22 protein-coding genes, 2 tRNA genes, 3 rRNA genes and 2 pseudogenes are annotated in these 25,518 nt (G+C 44.0%); 10 read left to right on the top strand and 19 right to left on the bottom strand.

Annotated elements, in window-relative coordinates:
• Positions 1–101 precede the first annotated feature (101 nt).
• Genes murQ through MHH54_RS01015 form a run of 6 tightly spaced genes read left to right on the top strand, consistent with a single transcriptional unit; the run spans position 102 to position 7,834 of the window.
• On the top strand, positions 102–1,013 hold the full coding sequence (gene murQ, locus MHH54_RS01040) for an N-acetylmuramic acid 6-phosphate etherase (RefSeq protein ID WP_106032872.1): 912 nt from the start codon (positions 102–104) through the stop codon (positions 1,011–1,013).
• A 14-nt stretch (positions 1,014–1,027) separates the two neighbouring features.
• Positions 1,028–1,897: a MurR/RpiR family transcriptional regulator gene (locus MHH54_RS01035; RefSeq protein WP_050943449.1), complete on the top strand. Its 870-nt coding sequence runs from the start codon at positions 1,028–1,030 to the stop codon at positions 1,895–1,897.
• A complete protein-coding gene (locus tag MHH54_RS01030) occupies positions 1,894–3,267 on the top strand; it encodes a PTS transporter subunit EIIC (protein WP_106066606.1) in 1,374 nt (457 codons plus the stop codon). The genes MHH54_RS01035 and MHH54_RS01030 overlap by 4 nt, the downstream gene beginning before the upstream one ends.
• A gap of 19 nt (positions 3,268–3,286) precedes the next feature.
• A complete protein-coding gene (gene pbp4b, locus MHH54_RS01025) occupies positions 3,287–4,642 on the top strand; it encodes a penicillin binding protein PBP4B (RefSeq protein ID WP_284905937.1) in 1,356 nt (451 codons plus the stop codon).
• Positions 4,643–4,655: 13 nt separating this feature from the next.
• Positions 4,656–6,575, top strand: a complete 1,920-nt coding sequence (locus tag MHH54_RS01020) for a glycoside hydrolase family 3 protein (RefSeq protein ID WP_342500576.1) — start codon at positions 4,656–4,658, stop codon at positions 6,573–6,575.
• 11 nt (positions 6,576–6,586) lie between these two features.
• Complete coding sequence (locus MHH54_RS01015) at positions 6,587–7,834, top strand: DUF1343 domain-containing protein (RefSeq protein WP_342500575.1); 1,248 nt, start codon at positions 6,587–6,589, stop codon at positions 7,832–7,834.
• 39 nt (positions 7,835–7,873) lie between these two features.
• Here MHH54_RS01015 and MHH54_RS01010 read toward each other — a convergent pair whose 3' ends face one another.
• Together MHH54_RS01010 and MHH54_RS01005 are read right to left on the bottom strand one after the other, a co-directional pair.
• A complete protein-coding gene (locus MHH54_RS01010; protein WP_342500574.1) occupies positions 7,874–8,839 on the bottom strand; it encodes a bile acid:sodium symporter family protein in 966 nt (321 codons plus the stop codon).
• A gap of 60 nt (positions 8,840–8,899) precedes the next feature.
• A complete protein-coding gene (locus tag MHH54_RS01005) occupies positions 8,900–9,091 on the bottom strand; it encodes a hypothetical protein (RefSeq protein WP_342500573.1) in 192 nt (63 codons plus the stop codon).
• 12 nt (positions 9,092–9,103) lie between these two features.
• Between MHH54_RS01005 and MHH54_RS01000 the strand changes: the two are divergent.
• Positions 9,104–9,226, top strand: a pseudogene (locus MHH54_RS01000) (flagellin); the annotation flags it as partial.
• Positions 9,227–9,335: 109 nt separating this feature from the next.
• Here MHH54_RS01000 and MHH54_RS00995 read toward each other — a convergent pair.
• The 6 genes and pseudogenes from MHH54_RS00995 to MHH54_RS00970 form a co-directional block, all read right to left on the bottom strand.
• Positions 9,336–9,497: pseudogene (locus MHH54_RS00995) on the bottom strand (flagellin); the annotation flags it as partial.
• A 550-nt stretch (positions 9,498–10,047) separates the two neighbouring features.
• Positions 10,048–10,120 (bottom strand) — tRNA-Thr (locus MHH54_RS00990).
• Between the two features lies 1 nt (position 10,121).
• Positions 10,122–10,196: transfer RNA gene (locus tag MHH54_RS00985), tRNA-Asn, on the bottom strand.
• Positions 10,197–10,238: 42 nt separating this feature from the next.
• Positions 10,239–10,354: ribosomal RNA gene (rrf, locus tag MHH54_RS00980) — 5S ribosomal RNA — on the bottom strand.
• A gap of 61 nt (positions 10,355–10,415) precedes the next feature.
• Positions 10,416–13,346 (bottom strand): 23S ribosomal RNA (locus tag MHH54_RS00975).
• A gap of 182 nt (positions 13,347–13,528) precedes the next feature.
• Positions 13,529–15,077 (bottom strand): 16S ribosomal RNA (locus MHH54_RS00970).
• The 16S, 23S and 5S rRNA genes sit together here with 2 tRNA genes alongside, the layout of an rRNA operon.
• A gap of 378 nt (positions 15,078–15,455) precedes the next feature.
• Here MHH54_RS00970 and pdaB point away from each other — a divergent pair.
• Positions 15,456–16,220 (top strand): polysaccharide deacetylase family sporulation protein PdaB, encoded by a 765-nt coding sequence (gene pdaB / locus MHH54_RS00965; RefSeq protein ID WP_003217051.1) that lies wholly within the window; start codon positions 15,456–15,458, stop codon positions 16,218–16,220.
• On the opposite strand, the gene kbaA is transcribed toward pdaB, so the two are convergent.
• On the bottom strand, positions 16,213–16,815 hold the full coding sequence (gene kbaA / locus MHH54_RS00960; RefSeq protein ID WP_003217204.1) for a KinB-signaling pathway activation protein: 603 nt from the start codon (positions 16,813–16,815) through the stop codon (positions 16,213–16,215). The genes pdaB and kbaA overlap by 8 nt on opposite strands.
• Positions 16,816–16,905: 90 nt before the next feature.
• On the opposite strand from kbaA, the gene gerD reads away from it, so the two are divergent.
• On the top strand, positions 16,906–17,490 hold the full coding sequence (gene gerD, locus MHH54_RS00955; protein WP_003217144.1) for a spore germination lipoprotein GerD: 585 nt from the start codon (positions 16,906–16,908) through the stop codon (positions 17,488–17,490).
• A gap of 38 nt (positions 17,491–17,528) precedes the next feature.
• Here gerD and MHH54_RS00950 read toward each other — a convergent pair whose 3' ends face one another.
• The 3 genes from MHH54_RS00950 to MHH54_RS00940 form a co-directional block, all read right to left on the bottom strand.
• Positions 17,529–18,587 carry an Mrp/NBP35 family ATP-binding protein gene (locus MHH54_RS00950; RefSeq protein ID WP_058015818.1) on the bottom strand — a complete coding sequence of 353 codons (1,059 nt, stop codon included), beginning with the start codon at positions 18,585–18,587 and terminating at the stop codon, positions 17,529–17,531.
• Positions 18,588–18,690: 103 nt separating this feature from the next.
• A complete protein-coding gene (cwlD, locus tag MHH54_RS00945; RefSeq protein ID WP_017359175.1) occupies positions 18,691–19,404 on the bottom strand; it encodes an N-acetylmuramoyl-L-alanine amidase CwlD in 714 nt (237 codons plus the stop codon).
• A 58-nt stretch (positions 19,405–19,462) separates the two neighbouring features.
• On the bottom strand, positions 19,463–19,906 hold the full coding sequence (locus MHH54_RS00940; RefSeq protein ID WP_050945810.1) for a YbaK family protein: 444 nt from the start codon (positions 19,904–19,906) through the stop codon (positions 19,463–19,465).
• A 113-nt stretch (positions 19,907–20,019) separates the two neighbouring features.
• Here MHH54_RS00940 and MHH54_RS00935 point away from each other — a divergent pair, with 113 nt between their 5' ends.
• Positions 20,020–20,562, top strand: a complete 543-nt coding sequence (locus MHH54_RS00935; RefSeq protein WP_326849159.1) for a DUF4825 domain-containing protein — start codon at positions 20,020–20,022, stop codon at positions 20,560–20,562.
• 37 nt (positions 20,563–20,599) lie between these two features.
• On the opposite strand, the gene MHH54_RS00930 is transcribed toward MHH54_RS00935, so the two are convergent.
• From MHH54_RS00930 to truA, 7 genes are all read right to left on the bottom strand, one after another.
• A complete protein-coding gene (locus tag MHH54_RS00930; protein ID WP_342500572.1) occupies positions 20,600–21,598 on the bottom strand; it encodes a serine hydrolase in 999 nt (332 codons plus the stop codon).
• Between the two features lie 109 nt (positions 21,599–21,707).
• Positions 21,708–22,181: a GNAT family N-acetyltransferase gene (locus MHH54_RS00925; protein WP_342500571.1), complete on the bottom strand. Its 474-nt coding sequence runs from the start codon at positions 22,179–22,181 to the stop codon at positions 21,708–21,710.
• Between the two features lie 20 nt (positions 22,182–22,201).
• Positions 22,202–22,948, bottom strand: a complete 747-nt coding sequence (locus MHH54_RS00920; RefSeq protein WP_342500570.1) for an amidohydrolase family protein — start codon at positions 22,946–22,948, stop codon at positions 22,202–22,204.
• 98 nt (positions 22,949–23,046) lie between these two features.
• On the bottom strand, positions 23,047–23,562 hold the full coding sequence (locus tag MHH54_RS00915) for a GNAT family protein (RefSeq protein WP_106030275.1): 516 nt from the start codon (positions 23,560–23,562) through the stop codon (positions 23,047–23,049).
• A gap of 188 nt (positions 23,563–23,750) precedes the next feature.
• Positions 23,751–24,143 carry a 30S ribosomal protein S9 gene (gene rpsI / locus MHH54_RS00910; protein WP_003217273.1) on the bottom strand — a complete coding sequence of 131 codons (393 nt, stop codon included), beginning with the start codon at positions 24,141–24,143 and terminating at the stop codon, positions 23,751–23,753.
• Between the two features lie 20 nt (positions 24,144–24,163).
• Entirely contained in the window at positions 24,164–24,601 is a 438-nt protein-coding gene (gene rplM, locus MHH54_RS00905; protein ID WP_003217042.1) for a 50S ribosomal protein L13, read from the bottom strand.
• Positions 24,602–24,767: 166 nt separating this feature from the next.
• Positions 24,768–25,511, bottom strand: a complete 744-nt coding sequence (truA, locus tag MHH54_RS00900; RefSeq protein WP_106033200.1) for a tRNA pseudouridine(38-40) synthase TruA — start codon at positions 25,509–25,511, stop codon at positions 24,768–24,770.
• Between the last annotated feature and the right edge of the window lie 7 nt (positions 25,512–25,518).

The following is a 25,518-nucleotide window of genomic DNA, read 5'->3' as shown; positions in this document are numbered from 1 at the left end:
CCACTTTTTCACTGAAATATAATTTCAGTATTTAAATATAATGTTGAAATTTCATATCATACTGAATATACTGAAAATGAAGAAATAAGGAGGAATGTCGCATGCAGCCATCTCAATTGCGTTCTTTGACAACAGAATCAAGAAATCCTAACACAATGGGAATATCACAAGCAGATCCGCTTGAAATGCTCCAGATGATTAATGAAGAAGATATGAAGGTCGCTCAAGCAGTGAGCCGTGTCCTACCACATGTCAAAACAGCAAGTGACTTCGCCTATGAATCCATCTCAAATGGAGGTAGACTCGTTTATTTAGGAGCCGGGACAAGCGGCAGACTTGGCGTGATGGATGCTGTCGAATGTCCCCCTACCTATAGCGTCTCACCTGATGTGATTGTCGGCATCATGGCAGGCGGAGACACTGCTTTTTCACATGCTGCCGAAGATGTGGAAGACAGTGAAGAAGCCGGCAAACAGGATTTAGTACACATTCACCTGACATCAAAAGATACAGTCGTCGGTATCGCCGCCAGCGGTAGGACACCCTACATCATCGGCGCTTTAAACTACGCTAAATCCATCGGCGCAAAAACAGTAGCCCTCAGCTGTAATGAACAAGCAAAAATTAGCGAACTGGCAGACTGCGCCATTGAAGTCATTGTAGGACCTGAAGCCATCACCGGGTCAACACGAATGAAAGCCGCATCCGCTCATAAAATGATTTTAAATATGCTTTCCACCTCTGTCATGATCAGACAAGGAAAAGTATATGAAAACCTGATGGTTGATGTAAAAGTCAGCAATCATAAATTAAAAGAACGCGCCATCACCATCATTCAACATGTGACAAACGCTCCCTACGAACAAGCCGTGAAAACGCTTGAAGCGGCAGACTTAGAAGTCAAAACTGCCATCGTCATGCTCCAAACAAACACAGATAAGAAAACAGCCAAGGATTTGCTCAACAAAACGAATGGTCATATCGACAAAGCCATCTCACACCATCAATCCTAAAGGAGGCAGAGCTCATGTCAGCAGGTGGACTCACCCTACTACACACAATGAAAGCAAAGCTCCCCCAATCTGAAAAAATCATTGCAGACTATATCCTTGCCCATCCTGACAAAGTCATTAAAAGCACAGTACATGAGATCAGTCAGGCAGCCGGTGCAAGCAGCTCTGCAGTCATCCGCCTTTGTAAATCTCTCGGTCTAGATGGCTATCACGATTTAAAAATGCGAATCGCTGGAGACTTGATGCATAACGATAAACAAGGCTACCGTGATATCGAACAAGATGAACCAATTCAGTCCATTATTCAAAAAACAGCAGGAAACTCGATTCAATCGATTAAGGATACTGCTTCTATTTTAAATGCAGATGCGTTAGAAAAGGCTGTTCAATTACTGCTGCATGCAAACCAAATCCATTTTATCGGCGTCGGTGCATCTGGCATCGTCGCAGCGGATGCCCAGCAGAAATTTCTCAGAATCAATTATGCAGCGACTGCCTTCACTGACATGCACATCGCATCAACGGTTATCGCAAATGCAGGAAAGAATGACATCGTGTTCGGTATATCCTTTTCAGGAGAAACGTTAGACATCATTCAAGCCCTTCAGCTCGCAAAAGACAATCAAGTCAAAACCATTGCCTTGACGCATCCAGGTCAAACAAGCGTTTCTGCCTTATGTGACGTTCACCTATCGACGTCCGGTTCCAATGAAGCACCTTTTCGCAGTGCAGCCACTTCCTCTAGAATGGCACAGCTCTACTTAATTGATGTCTTGTTCCTCAGCTTAGCTTCCCGTCAATATGAAGAGACAGCGCAATATATTGACAAAACAAGACATGCCATCCGCTCCATGAAACGAAAAACAAAGGGGGATTCAACATGAGTCATCAAACGAAATATCAGCAGTTGGCGAAAGACATTCTTTCTCTCTGTGGTGGTTCTGAAAACATTTCTTCCCATACACATTGTATGACGCGTCTCCGAATTACACCGATTGACAATGAACAAGTTCAGATCAATGCAATCAAAGAACTCGATGGCGTCATTGGAGTCGTCGAGGCAGAAACGCTGCAAATTATCTTAGGTACTGGTGTCGTCAACCAAGTATCAAGTGCATTTGAACAACTGCTAAATGCCTCTGGCTCCTATGATTTAAACAACGAAGCACAAAAAAACAAGCAAGCCATTTCACAAAAGAACCGCACACCGTTCAAGCTGTTCTTGCGACGAATTGCCAGCATTTTCATTCCTATCATTCCAGCACTCGTTGCATCAGGTCTTATTACAGGGATTACAAAAGCAATCGTGCAAGCGGGCTGGCTTGATGAAAAATCTCAAGCGGCGATCATTTTAACCGTTATTGGTTCAGGCTTGTTCGCATATCTCGGTATATTAGTCGGAACAAATGCCGCAAAGGAGTTTGGGGGCTCTCCTGCATTAGGCGCATTAGCTGGAATCCTCATTATTAACCCAGCCTCCGCAGACATTATGCTATTTGGCACAAATATTCTACCAGGCAGAGGCGGACTTATCGGTGTTCTTCTAGCCGCCATCTTTATGGCACTTGTGGAAACAAGAATCAGACGTTTCGTCCCGCAATCACTTGATATCATCGTCACACCAACCATCACACTACTTATTACAGGCATTTTTACGTACGTTGTCTTCATGCCAGTCGGCGGATTTATATCGGATGCCATTACCTCAGGATTAACTTATCTATTAAATATGGGCGGAATCTTCGCTGGATTTGTTCTTGGTGCGACCTTCCTTCCACTTGTTGTAACAGGACTTCACCAAGGACTGACACCGATTCATATGGAACTCATCAATTCCATAGGAGATGACCCGCTTTTGCCGATTCTCGCTATGGGCGGTGCAGGACAGGTAGGTGCCGCATTCGCCATTTATATGAAAACAAAAAAGAAAAAACTCAAAAGAGCTATCGCCGGTGGACTTCCTTCAGGGATGCTCGGCATTGGTGAACCACTCATTTTCGGTGTCACACTCCCACTAGGACGACCATTTCTCACCGCTTGTCTTGGCGCTGGAATCGGCGGAGCATTTCAAGCCTACTTCCAAATTGCAACGAAGGCGATTGGTGTATCAGGTCTCCCATTAACCTTTATTGTTCACGCACATCAAATGCTTCTTTACTTAATCGGACTCTTTATTGCATATGTCGCTGGATTTATTTTCACATACTTATTTGGTTTTCATGATGATATGGCTGTTGAATTTGAGGAAAAATAAGCAATAGGAGGTCTAACTCTTGAAGAAATACTTTCTCTTAATAACAAGTCTGCTCATGCTCCTTGGATTACCAGCACAAACATTTGCAACTAGCTCCCATCCTGTATCGTCTTTGTCTAAAACAGCACCTGAAGAATACCCCGTCTTAAAAAAGGCAAAACGACCGGAACAAGTTGGTTTTTCTTCTAGGCAGCTTAGGAAGGTTGATCACATGATTCAAAACGATATCAAAGCAGGATTTCCAGGAGCCGCACTCATCATTATCAAAGACGGAAAAATCGTCCATCAAAAAGCCTATGGCTACAGGCAAAAATACGAAGGCACAACGGAACTCAAATCATATAAGAAAATGAAAAAGAATACTCTGTTCGACTTAGCATCCAATACCAAAATGTATGCGACCAACTATGCCCTGCAAAAGCTTGTCTACGAGAAAAAACTGAATGTGAATGAAAAAATACAAGCCATCCTGCCAGATTTTAAAGATGAACCAGATGCAAAGGTAACCGGCAAAGATCAGCTCCGTGTAAAAGATCTTCTGACCCATTCTGCCGGACTCCCTTCCAGTGTTTTATTTTATAGCAAAGAAGCAGCCGGCACCTTTTTCTCTCAAGATAGAAAGACAACGATGAAATGGCTGCCGAAGGTGCCTCTGCAATACAAACCAGGCACCCAGCACATTTATAGTGACATTGATTACATGCTGTTAGGCATGATCATTGAGAAAAAAACAGGCATGCCTCTTGATCAATATGTAGAGTCGACGATCTATCGGCCGCTAGGTCTCAAGCACACAATGTTCAATCCACTGCAAAAAGGATTTAAACCGAAGCATTTTGCAGCAACCGAACGTTTAGGTAATTCGCGAGATGGTGTCATTGATTTTGAAAACATTCGCAGATACACCCTGCTAGGCGAAGTCCATGATGAAAAAGCATTCTACTCAATGGCAGGTATCTCTGGTCATGCTGGACTTTTCTCTAACATATCAGACATGGCCGTGCTGCTCCAGCTCATGCTGAACAAAGGAGGCTATGGAAAAACAACCATCTTTGATCAAGCTTCTATCGATCTCTTTACAGCCTCTTCTGATACAAACCCAACATACGGGCTAGGCTGGCGAAAAAACGGTCATACTGACATGGAATGGATGTTTGGAAAATATGCAAGTAACGAAGCCTATGGACATACTGGCTGGACCGGAACGATGACATTGATTGATCCAAAACATAATCTAGGTATCGTCTTGCTGACAAATAAGAAACATTCGCCTGTCGTTTCACCTGAAACCAACCCAAATCAATTTGAAGGTGACCTTTTCCCAACTGGCACTTATGGAAGCATCATGACCGCCATCTACGAATCTTTTAAGTAAAAGGAGGAATTCGATGTTAAAAGCACTTTTCCCCGCTGCTTTGGTTTTAGCTCTGCTAACCTCTTCCATTCCAACGGAAAAGGTTAGTTCTGCCCCTCTTTCAACCGCAAAACAAATGGTACAAAACATGTCTTTGGATGAAAAGATAGGTCAAATGCTTATGCCAGACTTTCGTAATTGGCAAACAAAAGATGAATCCGCACCTACAGGCTTAACAAAGATGAATAAAGAAGTATCCCATCTTGTAGAAAAATATCATCTAGGCGGTGTCATCTTATTTGCGGAGAATGTCGTTGATACGAAACAAACCGTCAAACTCACCCATGAATTTCAAAAAGCATCACCAAAGATTCCATTACTCATTTCAATTGATCAAGAAGGTGGAATCGTCACAAGATTACAAAAGGGAACACATTTCCCAGGAAATATGTCGATTGGTGCCTCTAGAAGCACGAAAAATGCATACGACACAGGGAAAATCATCGGTAAGGAATTAAACGCACTAGGGATCAATACAAACTTCTCTCCTGTGCTAGATGTGAATAATAACCCAAACAACCCCGTCATTGGTGTCCGTTCCTTTAGCTCTGACCCTGCCCTTGTCACAAGGCTTGGCCTTCAAACCATGAAGGGACTTCAAAAGGAGAAGACGATTTCGACACTCAAGCATTTCCCGGGACATGGTGATACAGCCGTCGATAGTCACTACGGCTTGCCGCTCGTAGAACATGATCTAGATCGTTTAAAAAAAGTTGAACTCTACCCATTTCAACAAGCCATCAACGCTGGTGCGGATATGGTCATGACCGCTCATGTTCAATTTCCCGCCATTGATGATACAACGTATAAAAGCAAAAAAGATGGCGAGGACATCATGGTTCCAGCAACCTTATCGAAAAAAGTCATCACACACTTATTAAAAGAAGAGATGGGCTTTCAAGGCGTTGTGGTGACAGACGCTCTAAATATGAAAGCGATTGCAGATAACTTCGGACAGGAAGAAGCCGTAGTAATGGCCATTAAGGCTGGCGTCGACATCGCCCTCATGCCAGCACCAGTCACCTCTCTTAAAACTGAGAAAAACCTTGAGAATGTGTTCAATGCTGTAAAACAGGCAATTGTAAAGAAAGAAATTCCGATGTCTCAAATCAACGAATCTGTTGAAAAAATTCTTCAATTGAAGATCAAACGAGGCATCATTTCTTCCAAAAAACCTATCACCCTTGAGAAAAAAATCAAAAAAGCCACTCAAGTCGTTGGGAACAAATCGCACCGGAAAGCAGAACAAAAAATGGCGCGTGAAGGGATCACCCTGCTTAAAAACAACGATAAGACCCTACCCTTCAAGCCTAAAAAGAATGATAAAATCTTGGTCATGGCACCTTACGAAGATCAAACAAAAGCCATGTCTGTCACAATTGACTCTCTGATCAAACAAAAAAAGATCAAACCTGTACGTATCCAATCATATGCTTTTGCGGATAAGACCTTCAACAAAGAAACAGCCAGACTCATACAAGATGCTGACTATGTGATTACCGGCTCATACGTTGTCCAAAATGACCCAGCTGTGAATGATGGTGTGATTGATGACAATGTACAGGACCCGAAAAAATGGGCTACTGCTTTCCCGCGTGCTGTCATGAAAGAAGCTGCAGCACAAAAGAAAAAAATGGTCATCATGAGCCTAAGAAACCCTTACGATGCTGCAAATTTTGAGGAGGCGGATGCCTTACTAGCTGTTTACGGTTTTAAGGGCTACTCAAACGGACAATTCAACCAGCCAAATATTCCTGCTGGGTTAGAAGTCATATTTGGCACTGCATCACCTAAAGGCAAACTGCCTGTAGATATCCCATCTGTCACTCATCCAAATCAAACCCTGTATCCATTCGGCTATGGACTCAACTTGAAAGGGAAACAGATCAAATAGGAGGGATTCTCTTGAAAAAAACAGCAAGCTTCATACTCGCAAGCATTCTCATTATGAGCACATTGACCGCCGCCTCCCCCGCAAGCCAAGAACGAACAGATACAAAAGGAAAAAAAGCAACAGTCAAAACTGGGATCGAAACACTACTCTCAGGCAATCTTTCATGGTTAAAAGGGAAAAGGGTCGGCCTCATTACGAACCCAACTGGTATTGATGCAAATATGAAAAGCAGTGTCGATCTTCTATTTGAGCATCCAAATATTAAGCTTACTGCTCTATATGGACCTGAACATGGTGTGCGCGGCGATGCACAAGCAGGAGAAGGCGTCGAATCCTATACCGATGAAAAAACAGGTCTTCCTGTTTACTCTCTCTATGGAAAAACAAGAAAACCCACGCCTGACATGCTCAAAAATGTAGATGTTTTGCTCTTTGATATTCAAGACGTGGGTGCTCGTTATTACACCTATATTTACACGATGGCCTATGCGATGGAGGCCGCGAAAGAAAACAACATTCCCTTTGTTGTCCTAGACCGTCCAAACCCCATTGGCGGACTAAAAGTAGAAGGCCCTGTCTTAGAACCTGAGCACGCTTCATTTGTAGGACTCTATCCAATACCATTAAGACATGGAATGACCACTGGTGAACTAGCAACATTCTTTAACAAAGAGTTTCATATCAATGCTGATGTCACAGTCATCAAAATGAAACATTGGAAGCGTTCCATGACGTTTGATGACACGAAGCTGCCGTTCGTCCTTCCTTCACCTAACATGCCAACAGTGGATAGTACCTTTGTATATCCCGCCACAGGATTAATTGAAGGCACAAATGTCTCTGAAGGAAGAGGAACAACAAAACCGTTCGAGCTCATTGGCGCTCCGTATATCAATAGCAATGAACTAGCAGATCATTTAAATCAATTAAAACTAAAGGGTGTAAAATTTAGACCTGTATCATTCACCCCCACTTTTTCTAAACATGCAGGGAAGCTATCACATGGTGTACAGCTATACGTCACAGACCGCTCTTCATTCGAAGCGGTAAAAACAGGTTTATCCATCATCAAAGCCATACATGATTTATATCCAAAAGACTTTGAATTCCTTCAAACAGGCAGCTTTGATAAACTCATCGGAAATGGTTGGATCAAAGAAGAAATCAATCAAGGTGCTTCCGTCAAACACATCATGAAGCGCTATCATCACGACCTCAAATCGTTCGAAAAGAAACGGAAGAAATATCTCATCTATTAATTCGCAAAAAGACCTCCATCTCATAGGATGGAGGTCTTTTCATGATAAAGATTTAGTCACAGCAGGTGCCTTCAGCTCAAATCGATTGAGTAAAAAACCAAACAAGGCAGCAAGTACTTGCTGAAACAGCATGCCAATCACAACAGGGACAGCAACAGCAGGCGGGAAAAAGCTAATAGCAAGCACAGCCCCAGCACTAATATTTCTCATGCCGCCTGTATACACAATGGTCACAATTTCCCCTTGAGTACATTTCATCACCTTTCCAATCAACCACGCAAAAGCATACCCACTCATCGCAATGAAAAAGACAGTCGCTGCTTTGCTAAAAAATGCAGCATCCAGTTCACGCAAATATGGGGCGACAACAGAACTGTTAATCGATACGACAACAAACAAGCCTAATTTTGAAAAAGGAGCCAGGGTCTGACTCATTGTTTTCGTCACCGATGGCTTTGCATACTGACGAACGAGCATCCCTAAAATAGAGGGCAGCACCACCATACCGAACAGTCCTTTCATGATCGCCACCATGTCCATATGGACCTGTGTACCGACGAAAAGTGACAAGCTTACTGGAACAATCAATGGCGAAAGCAATGTATCAATTAAAATGATAGATAGCGTTAACCCGACATTCCCTTTATACATCGCCGCCCATATTAAACTAGACACACCTGTTGGAATCACCATCGCAAGAGTCAAACCGGTGATCGTCATAGAATCGCCCGCAAATATCAAATGCCCCGCTGACCAAGCATAAAGAGGCATCAGCACATGCAAAATCATAAACGATAAAATCAAAGGCAATGGGTGCATTACCGTATGCTTTAAAGCCGAAAAAGTAGAAGACAAACTCCCTGCAAAAGTCATAACAGCAAATACCCATGGCACCAAAAACGTAAAATCCTTTAAATAGGCCGCCAATAAAACGCCGAATAACACACTAATAGGCGTAATAAGCGGCATCATCCGGCCGAGCACTTGGTTCAAACGCACAAGCATGCCGGCCACCTCCATCCTTCACTTTCTACCCTTTCTATTGTAACAAACAGAAAGAACTTATTAAGAACTATTCACCTGTTTCACAAGATTTCGACTTTGTATATCCATTCCAACTACGTCTACTTGTACGCCAGCTGCTTGAAACTTTTCCTTTAAACGTTCTATCGCTGGAGATCTTTCCCTGATGAACACTTGGATGAAGCGTCTTTTAGAACGATCAATAAAATGAAACATCGAATTGAATAAAGACAAACAAAAAAACCCCTATATAAAGGGGCGGAAGGTGCATTGACTGAAACTCACTCAATCCTTCAACGTGTACGTGAACTAGTGGTTCAAGCTGGAAACACTGGTACGCAGGATAAAGAGTCTGACCTTCAATCTATCCTGAATCCTTCTCTCAAAATCCTTTTTCTTTTCTCTGTTACTTTATCGAGTGTTTTTAGGGCATGTGAAAAAGTGTTGTTTCCACACGGTTTTACACTAATCATGTTTCTCTTCTTACATCGATGTCTTTAATAGCTTGATTCGCTACAATCCCATTAGCATCTTTAACTCCCAATGCATCTGTACTCATTTTATCAATATGAACTGAAATTTGTTGAGTTGCGTTAGCACCGATTTGGAACACTAAAGCATTACCACTTGCTGGGACTGCACTTCAAAAGAAGAACAATGAAAGTTGCAAATGCAAAAGAATTGCAGCTTCACGCATTTTCAAACGATGAAAAATAAACATCAAAAAGCCCCTGTTCTCTATGGTCAGGGGCTTTACTTTTTTCATTTTTTCAATGCTTTTTGAAGAGCTGCTTTTGTCTTCGATCCGTTCCATCTCTTATGTGGCACAACCTTGGCCAATGGAATGCCTTGCTCTGTCATCAGCTGAACGAATTAGCATTGTGCGTTCTCAACTACCTTTTCAAATTTAAATACATGGTGGGAGCGATTCGCAAAAAGGCACGATATAAGAAAATTCATTTGCATGATATGTGTCATACTCATGCTAATATGCTATTAAATCAAATCGGCAAAATGCCTGGGTTTAATATCAAATCTGTCTCTCAGCGTTTAGGTCATGCGGAAGCTATAACAAACTTATTGCAAATTCGATAATTGGCCCCTAATTTGTCCTCAAGCAATTAAAAAAGGACATAAAAAAAAAGCCTTCTCATCATCGAGAAACCTTGTCAGAGCAACATTTAGAGGAAAGCTTCCAAGCGGGCTCGAACCGCTGACCTCTTCCTTACCATGGAAGTGCTCTACCTACTGAGCTATGGAAGCATGGCTCCGCAGGTAGGACTCGAACCTACGACCGATCGGTTAACAGCCGATAGCTCTACCACTGAGCTACTGCGGAATGATAAAGTAACTTCTTCCATTGGAAGGATATAAACAAAAAGCTTGGCGGCGTCCTACTCTCACAGGGGGAGACCCCCAACTACCATCGGCGCTGAAGAGCTTAACTTCCGTGTTCGGTATGGGAACGGGTGTGACCTCTTCGCTATCGCCACCAAACCTGATGGAGAGAATGTTCTCTCAAAACTAGATAACAATGTTCAAGCTTCACATTAGAATATAGGTTAAGTCCTCGATCTATTAGTATCTGTCAGCTCCACGTGTCACCACGCTTCCACCTCAGACCTATCAACCTGATCATCTTTCAGGGATCTTACTTCCTTGCGGAATGGGAAATCTCATCTTGAGGGGGGCTTCATGCTTAGATGCTTTCAGCACTTATCCCGTCCGCACATAGCTACCCAGCGATGCCCTTGGCAGAACAACTGGTACACCAGCGGTGCGTCCATCCCGGTCCTCTCGTACTAAGGACAGCTCCTCTCAAATTTCCTGCGCCCGCGACGGATAGGGACCGAACTGTCTCACGACGTTCTGAACCCAGCTCGCGTACCGCTTTAATGGGCGAACAGCCCAACCCTTGGGACCGACTACAGCCCCAGGATGCGATGAGCCGACATCGAGGTGCCAAACCTCCCCGTCGATGTGGACTCTTGGGGGAGATAAGCCTGTTATCCCCGGGGTAGCTTTTATCCGTTGAGCGATGGCCCTTCCATGCGGAACCACCGGATCACTAAGCCCGACTTTCGTCCCTGCTCGACTTGTAGGTCTCGCAGTCAAGCTCCCTTGTGCCTTTACACTCTGCGAATGATTTCCAACCATTCTGAGGGAACCTTTGGGCGCCTCCGTTACATTTTAGGAGGCGACCGCCCCAGTCAAACTGCCCACCTGACACTGTCTCCCTGCCCGATAAGGGCAGCGGGTTAGAAGGTCAATACAGCCAGGGTAGTATCCCACCGATGCCTCCACCGAAGCTAGCGCTCCGGTTTCCAAGGCTCCTACCTATCCTGTACAAGCTGTACCAACATTCAATATCAGGCTGCAGTAAAGCTCCACGGGGTCTTTCCGTCCTGTCGCGGGTAACCTGCATCTTCACAGGTACTATAATTTCACCGAGTCTCTCGTTGAGACAGTGCCCAGATCGTTGCGCCTTTCGTGCGGGTCGGAACTTACCCGACAAGGAATTTCGCTACCTTAGGACCGTTATAGTTACGGCCGCCGTTTACTGGGGCTTCAATTCGCACCTTCGCTTACGCTAAGCGCTCCTCTTAACCTTCCAGCACCGGGCAGGCGTCAGCCCCTATACTTCGCCTTACGGCTTCGCAGAGACCTGTGTTTTTGCTAAACAGTCGCCTGGGCCTATTCACTGCGGCTTCTCGGGGCTTTAACACCCTAAGAAGCACCCCTTCTCCCGAAGTTACGGGGTCATTTTGCCGAGTTCCTTAACGAGAGTTCTCTCGATCACCTTAGGATTCTCTCCTCGCCTACCTGTGTCGGTTTGCGGTACGGGCACCTCTCACCTCGCTAGAGGCTTTTCTTGGCAGTGTGGAATCAGGAACTTCGCTACTAAATTTCGCTCGCCATCACAGCTCAGCCTTTATGGGAAACGGATTTGCCTATTTCCCAGCCTAACTGCTTGGACGCGGATATCCAATACCGCGCTTACCCTATCCTCCTGCGTCCCCCCATTGCTCAAATGGTGAGGAGGTGGTACAGGAATATCAACCTGTTGTCCATCGCCTACGCCTTTCGGCCTCGGCTTAGGTCCCGACTAACCCTGAGCGGACGAGCCTTCCTCAGGAAACCTTAGGCATTCGGTGGACGGGATTCTCACCCGTCTTTCGCTACTCATACCGGCATTCTCACTTCTAAGCGCTCCACCAGTCCTTCCGGTCTGACTTCACAGCACTTAGAACGCTCTCCTACCACTGTTCGTAAGAACAGTCCGCAGCTTCGGTGATACGTTTAGCCCCGGTACATTTTCGGCGCAGAGTCACTCGACCAGTGAGCTATTACGCACTCTTTAAATGGTGGCTGCTTCTAAGCCAACATCCTGGTTGTCTAAGCAACTCCACATCCTTTTCCACTTAACGTATACTTTGGGACCTTAGCTGGCGGTCTGGGCTGTTTCCCTTTCGACTACGGATCTTATCACTCGCAGTCTGACTCCCAAGGATAAGTCATCGGCATTCGGAGTTTGACTGAATTCGGTAACCCGGTAGGGGCCCCTAGTCCAATCAGTGCTCTACCTCCGAGACTCTTACCTTGAGGCTAGCCCTAAAGCTATTTCGGAGAGAACCAGCTATCTCCAGGTTCGATTGGCATTTCACCCCTACCCACACCTCATCCCCGCACTTTTCAACGTGCGTGGGTTCGGGCCTCCATTCAGTGTTACCTGAACTTCACCCTGGACATGGGTAGATCACCTGGTTTCGGGTCTACGACCACGTACTCATGCGCCCTATTCAGACTCGCTTTCGCTGCGGCTCCGCATCTTCTGCTTAACCTTGCACGGGATCGTAACTCGCCGGTTCATTCTACAAAAGGCACGCCATCACCCTTTAACGGGCTCTGACTACTTGTAGGCACACGGTTTCAGGATCTATTTCACTCCCCTTCCGGGGTGCTTTTCACCTTTCCCTCACGGTACTGGTTCACTATCGGTCACTAGGGAGTATTTAGCCTTGGGAGATGGTCCTCCCGGATTCCGACGGAATTTCACGTGTTCCGCCGTACTCAGGATCCACTCTGGAGAGAACAACATTTCAGTTACAGGGCTGTTACCTTCTTTGGCGGGCCTTTCCAGACCTCTTCGCTTATATCGTTCCTTTGTAACTCCGTATAGAGTGTCCTACAACCCCAAGAGGCAAGCCTCTTGGTTTGGGCTGTTCCCGTTTCGCTCGCCGCTACTCAGGGAATCGCATTTGCTTTCTCTTCCTCCGGGTACTTAGATGTTTCAGTTCCCCGGGTATGCCTTCTCATACTCTATGTATTCAAGTATGGATACTACTCCATTACGAGCAGTGGGTTTCCCCATTCGGAAATCTCCGGATCAAAGCTTGCTTACAGCTCCCCGAAGCATATCGGTGTTCGTCCCGTCCTTCATCGGCTCCTAGTGCCAAGGCATCCACCGTGCGCCCTTTCTAACTTAACCATTTCTTACTTTAGAAAGAATCACTATGTGTGATGAACTTTGCATTGCATTCAATGTGAATGTATTACTTATTGTTATCTAGTTTTCAAAGAACAATCCTGTCTCGCTAGAGACATGTCTTGAAGGAATGATCCTTCAAAACTAAACAAGACGAAAACGCACGCTGCTCCATATATCCTTAGAAAGGAGGTGATCCAGCCGCACCTTCCGATACGGCTACCTTGTTACGACTTCACCCCAATCATCTGCCCCACCTTCGGCGGCTGGCTCCATAAAGGTTACCTCACCGACTTCGGGTGTTGCAAACTCTCGTGGTGTGACGGGCGGTGTGTACAAGGCCCGGGAACGTATTCACCGCGGCATGCTGATCCGCGATTACTAGCGATTCCAGCTTCACGCAGTCGAGTTGCAGACTGCGATCCGAACTGAGAACAGATTTATGGGATTGGCTAAACCTTGCGGTCTCGCAGCCCTTTGTTCTGTCCATTGTAGCACGTGTGTAGCCCAGGTCATAAGGGGCATGATGATTTGACGTCATCCCCACCTTCCTCCGGTTTGTCACCGGCAGTCACCTTAGAGTGCCCAACTAAATGCTGGCAACTAAGATCAAGGGTTGCGCTCGTTGCGGGACTTAACCCAACATCTCACGACACGAGCTGACGACAACCATGCACCACCTGTCACTCTGTCCCCGAAGGGAAAGCCCTATCTCTAGGGTTGTCAGAGGATGTCAAGACCTGGTAAGGTTCTTCGCGTTGCTTCGAATTAAACCACATGCTCCACCGCTTGTGCGGGCCCCCGTCAATTCCTTTGAGTTTCAGTCTTGCGACCGTACTCCCCAGGCGGAGTGCTTAATGCGTTAGCTGCAGCACTAAGGGGCGGAAACCCCCTAACACTTAGCACTCATCGTTTACGGCGTGGACTACCAGGGTATCTAATCCTGTTCGCTCCCCACGCTTTCGCTCCTCAGCGTCAGTTACAGACCAGAGAGTCGCCTTCGCCACTGGTGTTCCTCCACATCTCTACGCATTTCACCGCTACACGTGGAATTCCACTCTCCTCTTCTGCACTCAAGTTTCCCAGTTTCCAATGACCCTCCCCGGTTGAGCCGGGGGCTTTCACATCAGACTTAAGAAACCGCCTGCGAGCCCTTTACGCCCAATAATTCCGGACAACGCTTGCCACCTACGTATTACCGCGGCTGCTGGCACGTAGTTAGCCGTGGCTTTCTGGTTAGGTACCGTCAAGGTGCGAGCAGTTACTCTCGCACTTGTTCTTCCCTAACAACAGAGCTTTACGATCCGAAAACCTTCATCACTCACGCGGCGTTGCTCCGTCAGACTTTCGTCCATTGCGGAAGATTCCCTACTGCTGCCTCCCGTAGGAGTCTGGGCCGTGTCTCAGTCCCAGTGTGGCCGATCACCCTCTCAGGTCGGCTACGCATCGTCGCCTTGGTGAGCCATTACCCCACCAACTAGCTAATGCGCCGCGGGTCCATCTGTAAGTGACAGCCGAAACCGTCTTTCATCCTTGAACCATGCGGTTCAAGGAACTATCCGGTATTAGCTCCGGTTTCCCGGAGTTATCCCAGTCTTACAGGCAGGTTACCCACGTGTTACTCACCCGTCCGCCGCTAACATCCGGGAGCAAGCTCCCTTCTGTCCGCTCGACTTGCATGTATTAGGCACGCCGCCAGCGTTCGTCCTGAGCCAGGATCAAACTCTCCGAAAAAGTACAAAACCGAAGTTTTGTTTTTCGTCAGTGTTTGACTGACTACCTATGATGCTTCATAGGATTTTTTTATAAAAACTCGAATTAACAGGTACGTTTTGTCTTGTTTAGTTTTCAAAGATCATCTTCGCCGTTCTTAGCGGCTTTAATAATATAACATTTCGCTTCATCTTATGTCAATAACTTTTTTCAAGTTTATTTCCCGAAGCGTTTTGTGTTTGTCACTGTGTGTCAGCGACGATTAATAATATATCACGAAAACTTTCTATTGGTCAACGCCTTTTCAAAACTTTTTTTGAAATAGTTTTATTGTGCATCTCAAACCCTTGTCCTGCATACAATCAAGTAACAATCTTGGACAAGGCAGGAGTGTTTGAATTGAGTCGATTATATGTGTTGCCTATTACACGGCTGAAGCAAGTTGTCATTATTCTTGTAGCAGCCCTTGCAGCTGCAACCTTTTTTTATGTACAAAAGGCACCGCCGCTGTCGGTATTTAAAACAGAACACGGACCCCGAGCCATTTATAAAGGCGAGACTTCCTCAAAACATGTCTCCCTTACTTTTAATATCGGCTGGGGAGATGAGAAGGCAGTTCCTATTTTAAATGTCCTTCGAGAGTACGATATAAAGAACGCTACTTTCTTTCTGTCTGCTTCTTGGGCTGAGCGTCATCCTGATATCGTCAAACAAATTAGAGAGGACGGTCACCAAATCGGCAGCCTTGGCTATGCTTATAAAAATTATAGCCAGCTTGAAGATAGTGAAATCAAGCAAGATCTTGTCCGGGCACAAAATTCATTTCAAAAGCTTGGACTAGATGACATTCAACTATTAAGACCGCCAACTGGGCAATTTAACGAAAAAGCTTTAAAAATTGCCACACAGTACGGTTATACCGTTGTCCATTACAGCGTCAATTCACAGGATTGGCTGAATCCAGGCGTCGATCAGATTGTTCAGAATGTAAATGATCGAATGAAAAGCGGAGACATTGTTCTCCTCCATGCCTCAGATTCAGCAACCCAAACCGCTCAAGCCTTACCAGCTATTTTGAAACAAATCAAAGAAAAGAATTTAAAGAATGTGACGGTTGGCGAACTGATCTCCAATACCAAAACAAGGTCATCGGAAGTTAAGTAGCTTTTGCCTTTGAAAACCGCGGCATAGCTAATAACTGAAACGCATTACAGCCTAATAGCGGGAATAGCATTAAATACAGCCAGTCCTCTTCATTAACTCTGAGCGCCGGGAACCATTCTAGCGACGTGATGACGACCATGAGAAACATTGCGGAAACAAATGTTTTCTTAGAGGACTGCTGCTGTTTAAAGTACGCCACGATCAATGCGAACACACCGATAAAGACAGGCAGCCATAGGTATGGAAGAAATGATTCATTCTCCCCGAAAAACAAAAATCGCAAGTAAGCTAAATCAAACAGCACAAAGATCACCAGAAACAGCTGAATGGTATTCCATAAAGAATGTGACCGGAATATCTCTAACGCAAACCGGTGCACCGTCAAAAAGACAACAAACCCCATCTGACTAATGACACTAAAAATCATCCCCACACCAATGAACCAAAATAACACAGATGCGATTTCTAGTATTTCAAACGATATAAAAAGCTTCTGATATTTCCCCCACTCCAGCGCAAAGCCTACCACGCTTGTAATGACCGCTCCAACAGCTAGCACAGAGAAGAAAAAACGAACTAAATCCCGACTTTTCATTGAATTGACCCAACCCCTATTTTTGTTATGTATAAATTTACGTGAAACATTCATATTAAAAGTAAGACATGTAACGAAAGGAGCCACAGTATGTCAAAAGGCATCTTGCGTATAATGAGCTGTTTTCTCCTTTTATCTCTAACAGCTTGTGCTCCCAAAACCCAATCCTCATCTAATATGGACTATGACGAAACAAAGAAAATGGTCGTCGATATATTGAAGACAGATGACGGTAAAAAGGCCATTCAACAGTTATTAAATGACGAGGCAATGAATGAAGCTTTGGTAATGGATGAACAAACTGTGAAAAAAACGATAGAGAAAACACTGACTTCTGATAAAGGCAAAGAGTTCTGGAAGAAGGTCTTTGAGGATTCTAAATTTGCCGAGACTTTCGCAAAATCCATGCAGCAACAGCATGAAAAGATGTTAAAACAGTTAATGAAGGACCCTGACTATCAGCAATTGATGATGGATATTCTCAAGGATCCTGAAATGGAAAAGAAATACGGTGAACTGGTGAAAAGCAAAGAGTTCAGAAAGCACTTAGAAAAAGTGATTACGGAAACATTAAGCAGTCCTCTTTATAAGAAGAAATTCGAAGATGAGCTTAAAAAAGCAGCATCTGAAAGCAGTGATTCCGGATCAAAAGGCAGCGAAGAAAGCGGCAGTTAAACATCACCCGAGTGGACATACCTCCACTCGGGCTTTCATTATGCTTTTACTGCTAATTGTTCAATGACTTTATTCGCAATGTGTTGATACACTTCTCCCGTCGGATGACTCGCATCATAGACAGATGGAGCAAAATCATCTTCATTCCAATCAGGCTGCCTTAAAGGAATTTGACCAAGGACCGATACACGCAGTTCTTCTGCCAGCTTGTCCCCGCCGCCTTTTCCAAAGACGTATTCTTTCTCACCTGTTTTTTTGCTTTCATAATAGCTCATATTCTCAACGACCCCTAGCACTTCGTGATCTGTTTGCAGTGCCATTGCGCCTGCTCTAGCAGCAACGAAGGCAGCTGTAGGATGCGGAGTTGTGACAATGATTTCTTTACAGCTTGGAAGCATTGTATGAATATCAAGCGCCACATCTCCCGTTCCAGGCGGAAGGTCTAATAGTAAGTAATCTAATTCTCCCCACTCGACTTCGTGGAAGAAGTTATTTAGCATTTTACCAAGCATCGGTCCTCTCCATATGACCGGTGCATTTTCTTCAACAAAAAAGCCCATTGAAATCACTTTGACACCAAAGCGTTCCACAGGTATGATTTTTTCCCCTTTAACCGTTGGTCTGACGGTGATTCCCATCATATCCGGTACACTAAAGCCATAAATATCTGCATCAATCAGTCCGACTTTTTTTCCTAGACGAGCCAGTGCTACAGCAAGGTTCACAGACACGGTGGATTTCCCAACGCCTCCCTTTCCACTCGCAATCGCAAGGAATTCAGGCGGATTTTTAGAATTGAGTAGGTTTTCTTCCTCATCTTGTGACGGCATAAACCTTTCAAGAGTTTCCTGAGGCAGTTCTTCAAAACGAAGTCCTACTGTGTTAGCACCCTCTGCTTTCAAGGCTTGTACGATGTCTTGCTGCAGCTTCATCTGCTCAGCAGTGCCCGTTTTGGCAATGGCCACCTTTAAGCTCACATGTTCTTTTTCAGGCTTTAGGCTGATTTCCTTGATGGCATCCAGCTCACCAAGCGGTATATGAAGGAAAGGTTCGTCCATCTTCCCAACTAGTTTTCTCACATCATCTTGTCCGATCATAGCAGAACCTCACCCTTTATTGAATTCGTTTACAATCCAAGTATATCATACATATCCTTACAATGTCTGTCCTGTTTGCCTGCGCACAAAAGGAAAAAGCCCCTTATTCAGGTGGCTCTTTTTGCTCTGTTAAATATCTTAAAATGCCTTTATAAATGGAGGCGGCTATTTGATCTTGATATTTAGGTGTTGCAAGCTGACCGGCCTCTTTCGGATTGGAGAGAAATCCAATCTCCACAAGAGCTCCTGGCTTCGTCACATTTTGCATTAAATAAATGCCATTGATCCGCTTCGCCTTTCGATCTGTGTTTTCAAGATTATTGCGTAATTCATCTTGTATGAACTTCGCTGCCTTTTCATTCTCTTCATACTTTCCGTAAAAAAACGTCTGCGCTCCGCTCCATTTGTTCGATGGTATCGCATTTAAATGAATACTTAAATAGAGATCCGCTTCAGACTCATTGATGACTTTTACACGGTTCCTTAAATCCTCCGCTTTCTTCCGGGCATATCCCTTTGTGTTCTTTGATGATAAATCAGAATCATCCTCGCGGGTCATAAGAACAAGTGCACCCTGCTCCTGTAAATAGTCACGTATCTTCATGGATACATCCAGCGCAATCTCTTTTTCAAGCAGCTCTCCTCCTACAGCCCCGCCATCTGGACCGCCATGACCCGGATCTAAATAGATGATCTTGCCGCTCAGAGGCAAGTTCCACGATTTCCACGAATCATCATTTAGAAATTGAAACCTGAATAAGAATAAGAGGACAATAAACCCGATTAAAAACCCTGTCCATTTCAGCTTTCTTTTCATCCCTGTCCCTCCCATACACCATTATTTTATAGATATGGGACAAGGACTGGAAATATGCTTAATGCAGCCGAAGCTTATGCCTTTTTTCTGATTCTCGAAAGCCTTCCTGCCACCACATGCTTAAAAAATCCTTCGCAAATGGATACAGACACGACATCTTCCGCTCCATTCGGAACATATTCCCCCACGATTGCAAACACCCTGCTAGCTCCTCAACCAGCTCATCTTCTTCATGAACTGACCGCTTCTTTATATCATCGAACGATTCACCGTACTTGCTCGACTCACCGTATCTCCCACCTGCTAAAAAAGCTTCAATGGCGAAATCGATGCAGCCATCACTCATAATCCCAGCTGGATCATCTGCAAATGGGAACAGCTTCTTCGTGAATTTCTCGGAAGCGACCGTCACCTGTTGAAGAGACAATGTACGCAACAGTTTCTTTTCAAGCGTGACATCTCGTTTTGTTTTCAATTGATAAAATGAAAGAACCTCTGCCATGGACTGAACTCCTTTTTTCTTTGTATTGTTCGTTGGTTTGAACAAAACATGCAGTTCAGTAAATGGAAATCAATGAGCTAATGGATTGGAAAATTGTGATAAGATGAACACTTATATATAGAAAGAATGGAACTGGATGCAGCAGTCACGCGACCGAGCAGAAGAGCGACATAAAAGGAATAGAAGAAATATCATTAAAACAGCTTTCTAAGCACAAAAATTCTTATATTGGAGACAACGGAGCAATTGGCGCTATTTTATCAGATCTTCCAGGTAACGTGATTCGTGAGTATGAAATCGTAGATGAAAAAGAGCTAAAAGTGACATATGGCGTGAAAGAAGATGCCAATGATACAGAAGAACAATTTGATACATTTTGGTTTGACAAGAAGGATAACATTGAAAAAAACTACTTATATAACGCATTGGCACTTTTTATTCTTATCGATAATGCTGAGCAAGTGACACTCAAGATGAACTCTAACGACAAACAATCCGTCACGTTTAAAAGACAAGAGCTAGAAAAAAAGCTGCCTCACTCATTTAAAGAGTACCAAGACGATGTAGCGCTTTGGCAGAAGGAACTGGTTGATGGAGTTGTGAAGTCAAAAGAGAAACGCCAAGATGTATACAAAGTGTTTCCAATGCAGAAATAATAAAACAGAGGGGTATCTCGCTCTGTTTTTTTGATGATTATGTAGTAAAAGCCTTAATTAAACGTTGTCTAAAGTTTTGATCCACTGCTGCAGTAAGCATAAATTCATTGAATACTTCCTCAATCCAGTGAGAATTGTTCGCTTTCGAATCATTGATAAAAAGAGAGACGGATATAGAGGATGTATCTGTTCTTCGATATAAAGCAGCTGTGAAAACAAACAATGTTGCTCCACTTTTATACCAAAGATATTGATCTGTTTCCGCCTTGAATGTTTCTCCCAGCACAATTTGGCTAAAAAGACGCTTTTCTTCTGTTGTTAACAGCTCATCCTGTAGACGTTTCATAAAATGTGCATATTGATTAGTTGTAGACCTTGTCATTTTTTGCGTCAGTAATGATTGAATACGCAAGCTTAACAAGTCTTTTTTCATCAATTTTTCTTCTAACGCCTTTTTATGCTCTAGGTCATTTTTCATGATATTAAAAATCTCAATCATCAGAAATTTGTATTGTCCATCAGTTACATCGCTCATTTGCTTGAATGCATCCCACTCATGATCAGATATATAGGCTGGCCACAACAGCTTGGGTGTCAGTGGCATGACTTCACCATGTTCTGTAAGGTCCGCTTGTTTCATTCGATCATTGATCTTATCTAAGCCGAGGCGGTCAATCAAATAATCAGTACAAGCATTCGAACTGACTTGCATCATCCCTTTGGCAACATCTAATAAAGTTGCATGCTCAGAAAAATCGTTGACCTCCAGCCAGTATGTGTGAGCACCGCCATCTGTTCTATCAATATAAAACCGCTCTATGTCCGCCAATGCCACTTTTTCATCTAGCTTGATGTCACCGCTAGAGACGGTTTTAACAAAATGAAACAAAACCATTAATTTCACCGTACTTGCAAGTGGTGTTTTTTGATTACCATTCCAATCTAATACCACATCTTCATTTTCAATAATTGTCGCTGATACGTCCTTTTTGTTTTTCGTGACAAATGTCAAAAGATCTTCCTTTGTTTTATTCAAATGTTTCTCCTTTCCCAACCACTATAGATTCTCATCTTCAATATAACAAATATTTGAAATAAAGGCACAAAAAACAAAGGATTGTGAATACCTTTGCTTCTTTGTGTGTTTATTGACGATGAACTTGCAGCTTCATCCCATCATGCGTAGCTTCAAAGCCCAACTTTTCGTAAAAACGGCGTGCATCTGGTCTCTGTTTGTCTGTTGTTAGCTGAACCATATGACACCCGCGGTCGATGGCGCGTTGAATCGCCCATTTTATGAGCAGCGTGCCAATTCCTTTCCCTCTATGAGACGAGGCCGTACGAACTCCTTCTATTGAAGCTCTCCATCCTCCTTGATGTGTAAGAAATGGCGTCATGGTCAATTGGAGAACACCTACAGCTTCTTCCTGATCACACGCAACAATGAGTTCAATATTTGGATCAGCATCTATTGTATGAAAGGCTTCGATATAGCTTTCTAACAATGGTTGCGTGTAACGCTCTCTTTTTTGACCTAACATATCATCCGCGAGCATAAAGACGATTTTATCGAGATCATCCAGCTTGGCTTCTCTGAACGTCAGTTGACTTAACCCCATTGAACACACCTCCTATGAAATTATTGACCAAAATACCATTGATGCGCGTTCTTATATAAGATGTGGTCAGCTGCTTTTTCCTCAAATAGCTGTTGAATCAACTCAACATCACCGTATTCAAATGGACGCTTCGCCCTTGTGGATGGAAGGTCTGTACCAAACATCAGTGCATCAGGATTCGTTTGATAAATGGATGTCAACGCATGTTCAACGTTTAAATCGACACGTCCAAAACCTGTTGCTTTTACCCGAACTCCTTTATCAACCAGCTTGAGCAAATGTGGCAAACCTTCTTCCGATAAGCCTAAATGATCAATCGAAACGGCCGGCAGCTGTTCAAGCATAGATGAAATTGCAGGGAGATGCTTAGCGTCTATGTAGAGCTCACTATGCCATCCCGCCAGCTCATACACCCTTCTCGCAAAATAATCGAGCTTCGAAATATCCTCCGAACCGCCCCGCTTCACATTAAAACGTAAAGCCTTCACCCCATGTTGATCCAAATGAACAATCTCATCATCAGTTGCCGTAAAAGGTAATTGAGTCACGCCGCAAAAATCTGGCCCCAGTTCATCTAGCGCTTTCAACAAATAGCCTTGATCAAAGCCTTGAAATGACCCTGAGACGATTGCTCCACCTAAAATCCCTAGATCAGCCGTCTCTCTCCTATAATCATTCACCACATAACTAGGGGGTGTATACCCTTGGTTTTCTTGAATGGGAAAATCAAAATCAATGATATGAAAATGTGCATCAAAGATCCTCATGCTTGGCGCCCCTCTTCTGCTTATTTGATCTGATTATATCAATAGCGAAAGCCAAGGGATATTTGGAATGACGAATTACTTCATATCATGAAAACTTATCAAGTTTTCCATTCCTCACTTAAGATGGCATAGTAAAACTCATCCCACCACTCATTTCCTTGTGGGATACATTTTTCAAAATATCCTTCTCTTCTCATCCCCATTTTCTCCATCACTCTCCACGATGGCACATTTTCAGGCTGACAAGTGGCAATGATCCGATGTAAATTCATTGTGTGAAAGCCATGATGCAGTACAGCATAGGCTGCTTCAGATGCATAGCCTTTGTTTTGATATACAGGATTGAAGACCCAGCCAATTTCATACGTGTGATCACCAAAGTAAGGATGAAATGCGATATGCCCGATGCATGTATGATCTTCTTTTAATAGGACAGCGACATACTTAGCATCTTCATGACGATTATTTTTGACAAATTCCTTCGCATCTTCTTTAGAAAATACATCTTCCGGAATATACTTCATCACTACCGGATCAGATGTATAAGCATAGACATCCTGCCAATCATCATCCGTAAATGGTCGAATGAGACATCTTTCTGTCGTTAGATTCATAGGACAACCTCCATCTTTTTTAACAGAAAACTTCTATACTCATATTTTATACGTATTCAAGAGGAAGAGGCTAGTTATGATCTATCACATAAAAAGCACAAAAAAAAGCACCAGCACGAAGCTGATGCTTTTTTATAAGGTTTGTTTGTAACAAACCTTTGTAAAACGTCCATACAATATAAAATTGATTAACGTTTTGAGAACTGAGGTGCGCGACGTGCGCCTTTAAGACCGTATTTCTTACGCTCTTTCATACGAGGGTCACGAGTAAGAAGTCCAGCACGTTTAAGTGATGTACGGTACTCAGGATCTACTTCTAGAAGAGCACGAGAGATACCGTGACGAATTGCTCCAGCTTGACCAGAGAATCCACCACCGTGAACAGTTACAAGAACATCGTAGCTGTTAGCTGTTTCTGTGATGTTCAAAGGCTGTTTCACGTCTTCGATTAAAGCAGCGAATGGAATGTATTCAGTAATTTCACGATTATTAACGACGATACGGCCTTCACCTGGAACTAAGCGAACGCGCGCTACAGAACTTTTACGACGACCTGTACCGTAATATTGAACCTGTGCCAAATTGTTAACCTCCCTTATAATTAACCGCGAAGTTCGTAAACTTCAGGTTGTTGTGCTTGATGTGGATGCTCAGAACCACGGTACACATTTAATTTTTTGAACATTTGACGGCCTAATGGACCCTTTGGAAGCATACCTTTGATAGCAAGCTCCAACATTTTTTCAGGGTAGTTTGTACGCATCTCAAGAGCAGTTCTTTGTTTCAAACCACCTGGGTGCATTGTGTGACGGTAGTAAATTTTGTCCGTCAATTTCTTACCTGTTAGTTCGATTTTCTCAGCATTGATGATGATGACATGATCACCTGTATCAACGTGTGGTGTATAAGTTGGTTTGTGCTTACCGCGCAAAAGTGATGCTACTTCAGTAGAAAGACGACCTAGAGTCTTGCCTGCCGCATCAACAACTAGCCATTTGCGCTCAATTGTGCTTGCGTTCGCCATTGGTGTTGTACGCATGAGTTTCCCTCCTAAATAAATCAATGATTTTTCCTTGAATCAAATGCTACGTTCTATTTCAAAACACAAGATAAGTCTTCCGGGGCTTATTTGTGGGGTTGAAATACATACCATATGATATCTTATAACTTTCTGCTTCCTGTGTCAAGAACATGTTACACCTGGTTTAGTTGTCATAGAAAACTTCCCATAAATACAGTCCGTGACTAGGCGCAGTCTTGCCTGCCGCTTCGCGATTTCGGGCGGCAAGCATGGCTTTTATCTCCTCAGGGTGAAATTTACCAGATCCGATTTCAAGTAACGTTCCAGCGATAATTCGCACCATGTTGTATAAAAACCCATTTCCTCTCACGCGCATTTCAAGCCCATCTGAGACGTTTTTCCACTCGAGGGTGTAAATCTCCCTCACCTTGTCCTGGACCTCTGTATTGGCCGCACAAAAGCTTGTGAAGTCGTGTGTGCCAATGAGGTGCCCAGCAGCTTCTCTCATTTTGTCTGCATCCAGCCGGTAAGGAAAGTGGCAGGCATACTGTCTCGTGAACACATTTTGGTGCGTTTCCGTTGAGACCTTATAACGGTACTCCTTCGAAACGACACTAAAACGTGCATGAAACGACTCATCCACTTCCTCAGCCTTTAGAACCCGGATGTCATCCGGCAGGAGACTGTTGAGGGCAAAAGGCCATCTTTCCATCGGAATCGAGAGCGGCGTGTCGAAATGGATGACCTGCCCCTTCGCATGGACGCCGCTGTCCGTCCGGCCAGAAGCCACAATCGGAATCAGTTCATCCTGTTTGTGCATTCTTGCAAGAGCCGACTCGATCTCCATCTGAACAGTTCGCTGCCCAGGCTGCACCTGATAGCCTTTAAAATGTGTTCCATCGTAGGATACGGTACATTTGACCTTCATATAGGAA

The sequence above is a fragment of the Bacillus sp. FSL K6-4563 genome, from assembly GCF_038630405.1.
Lineage (GTDB): Bacteria > Bacillota > Bacilli > Bacillales > Bacillaceae > Bacillus > Bacillus pumilus.
This window is presented reverse-complemented; position numbering and strand designations above follow the sequence as displayed.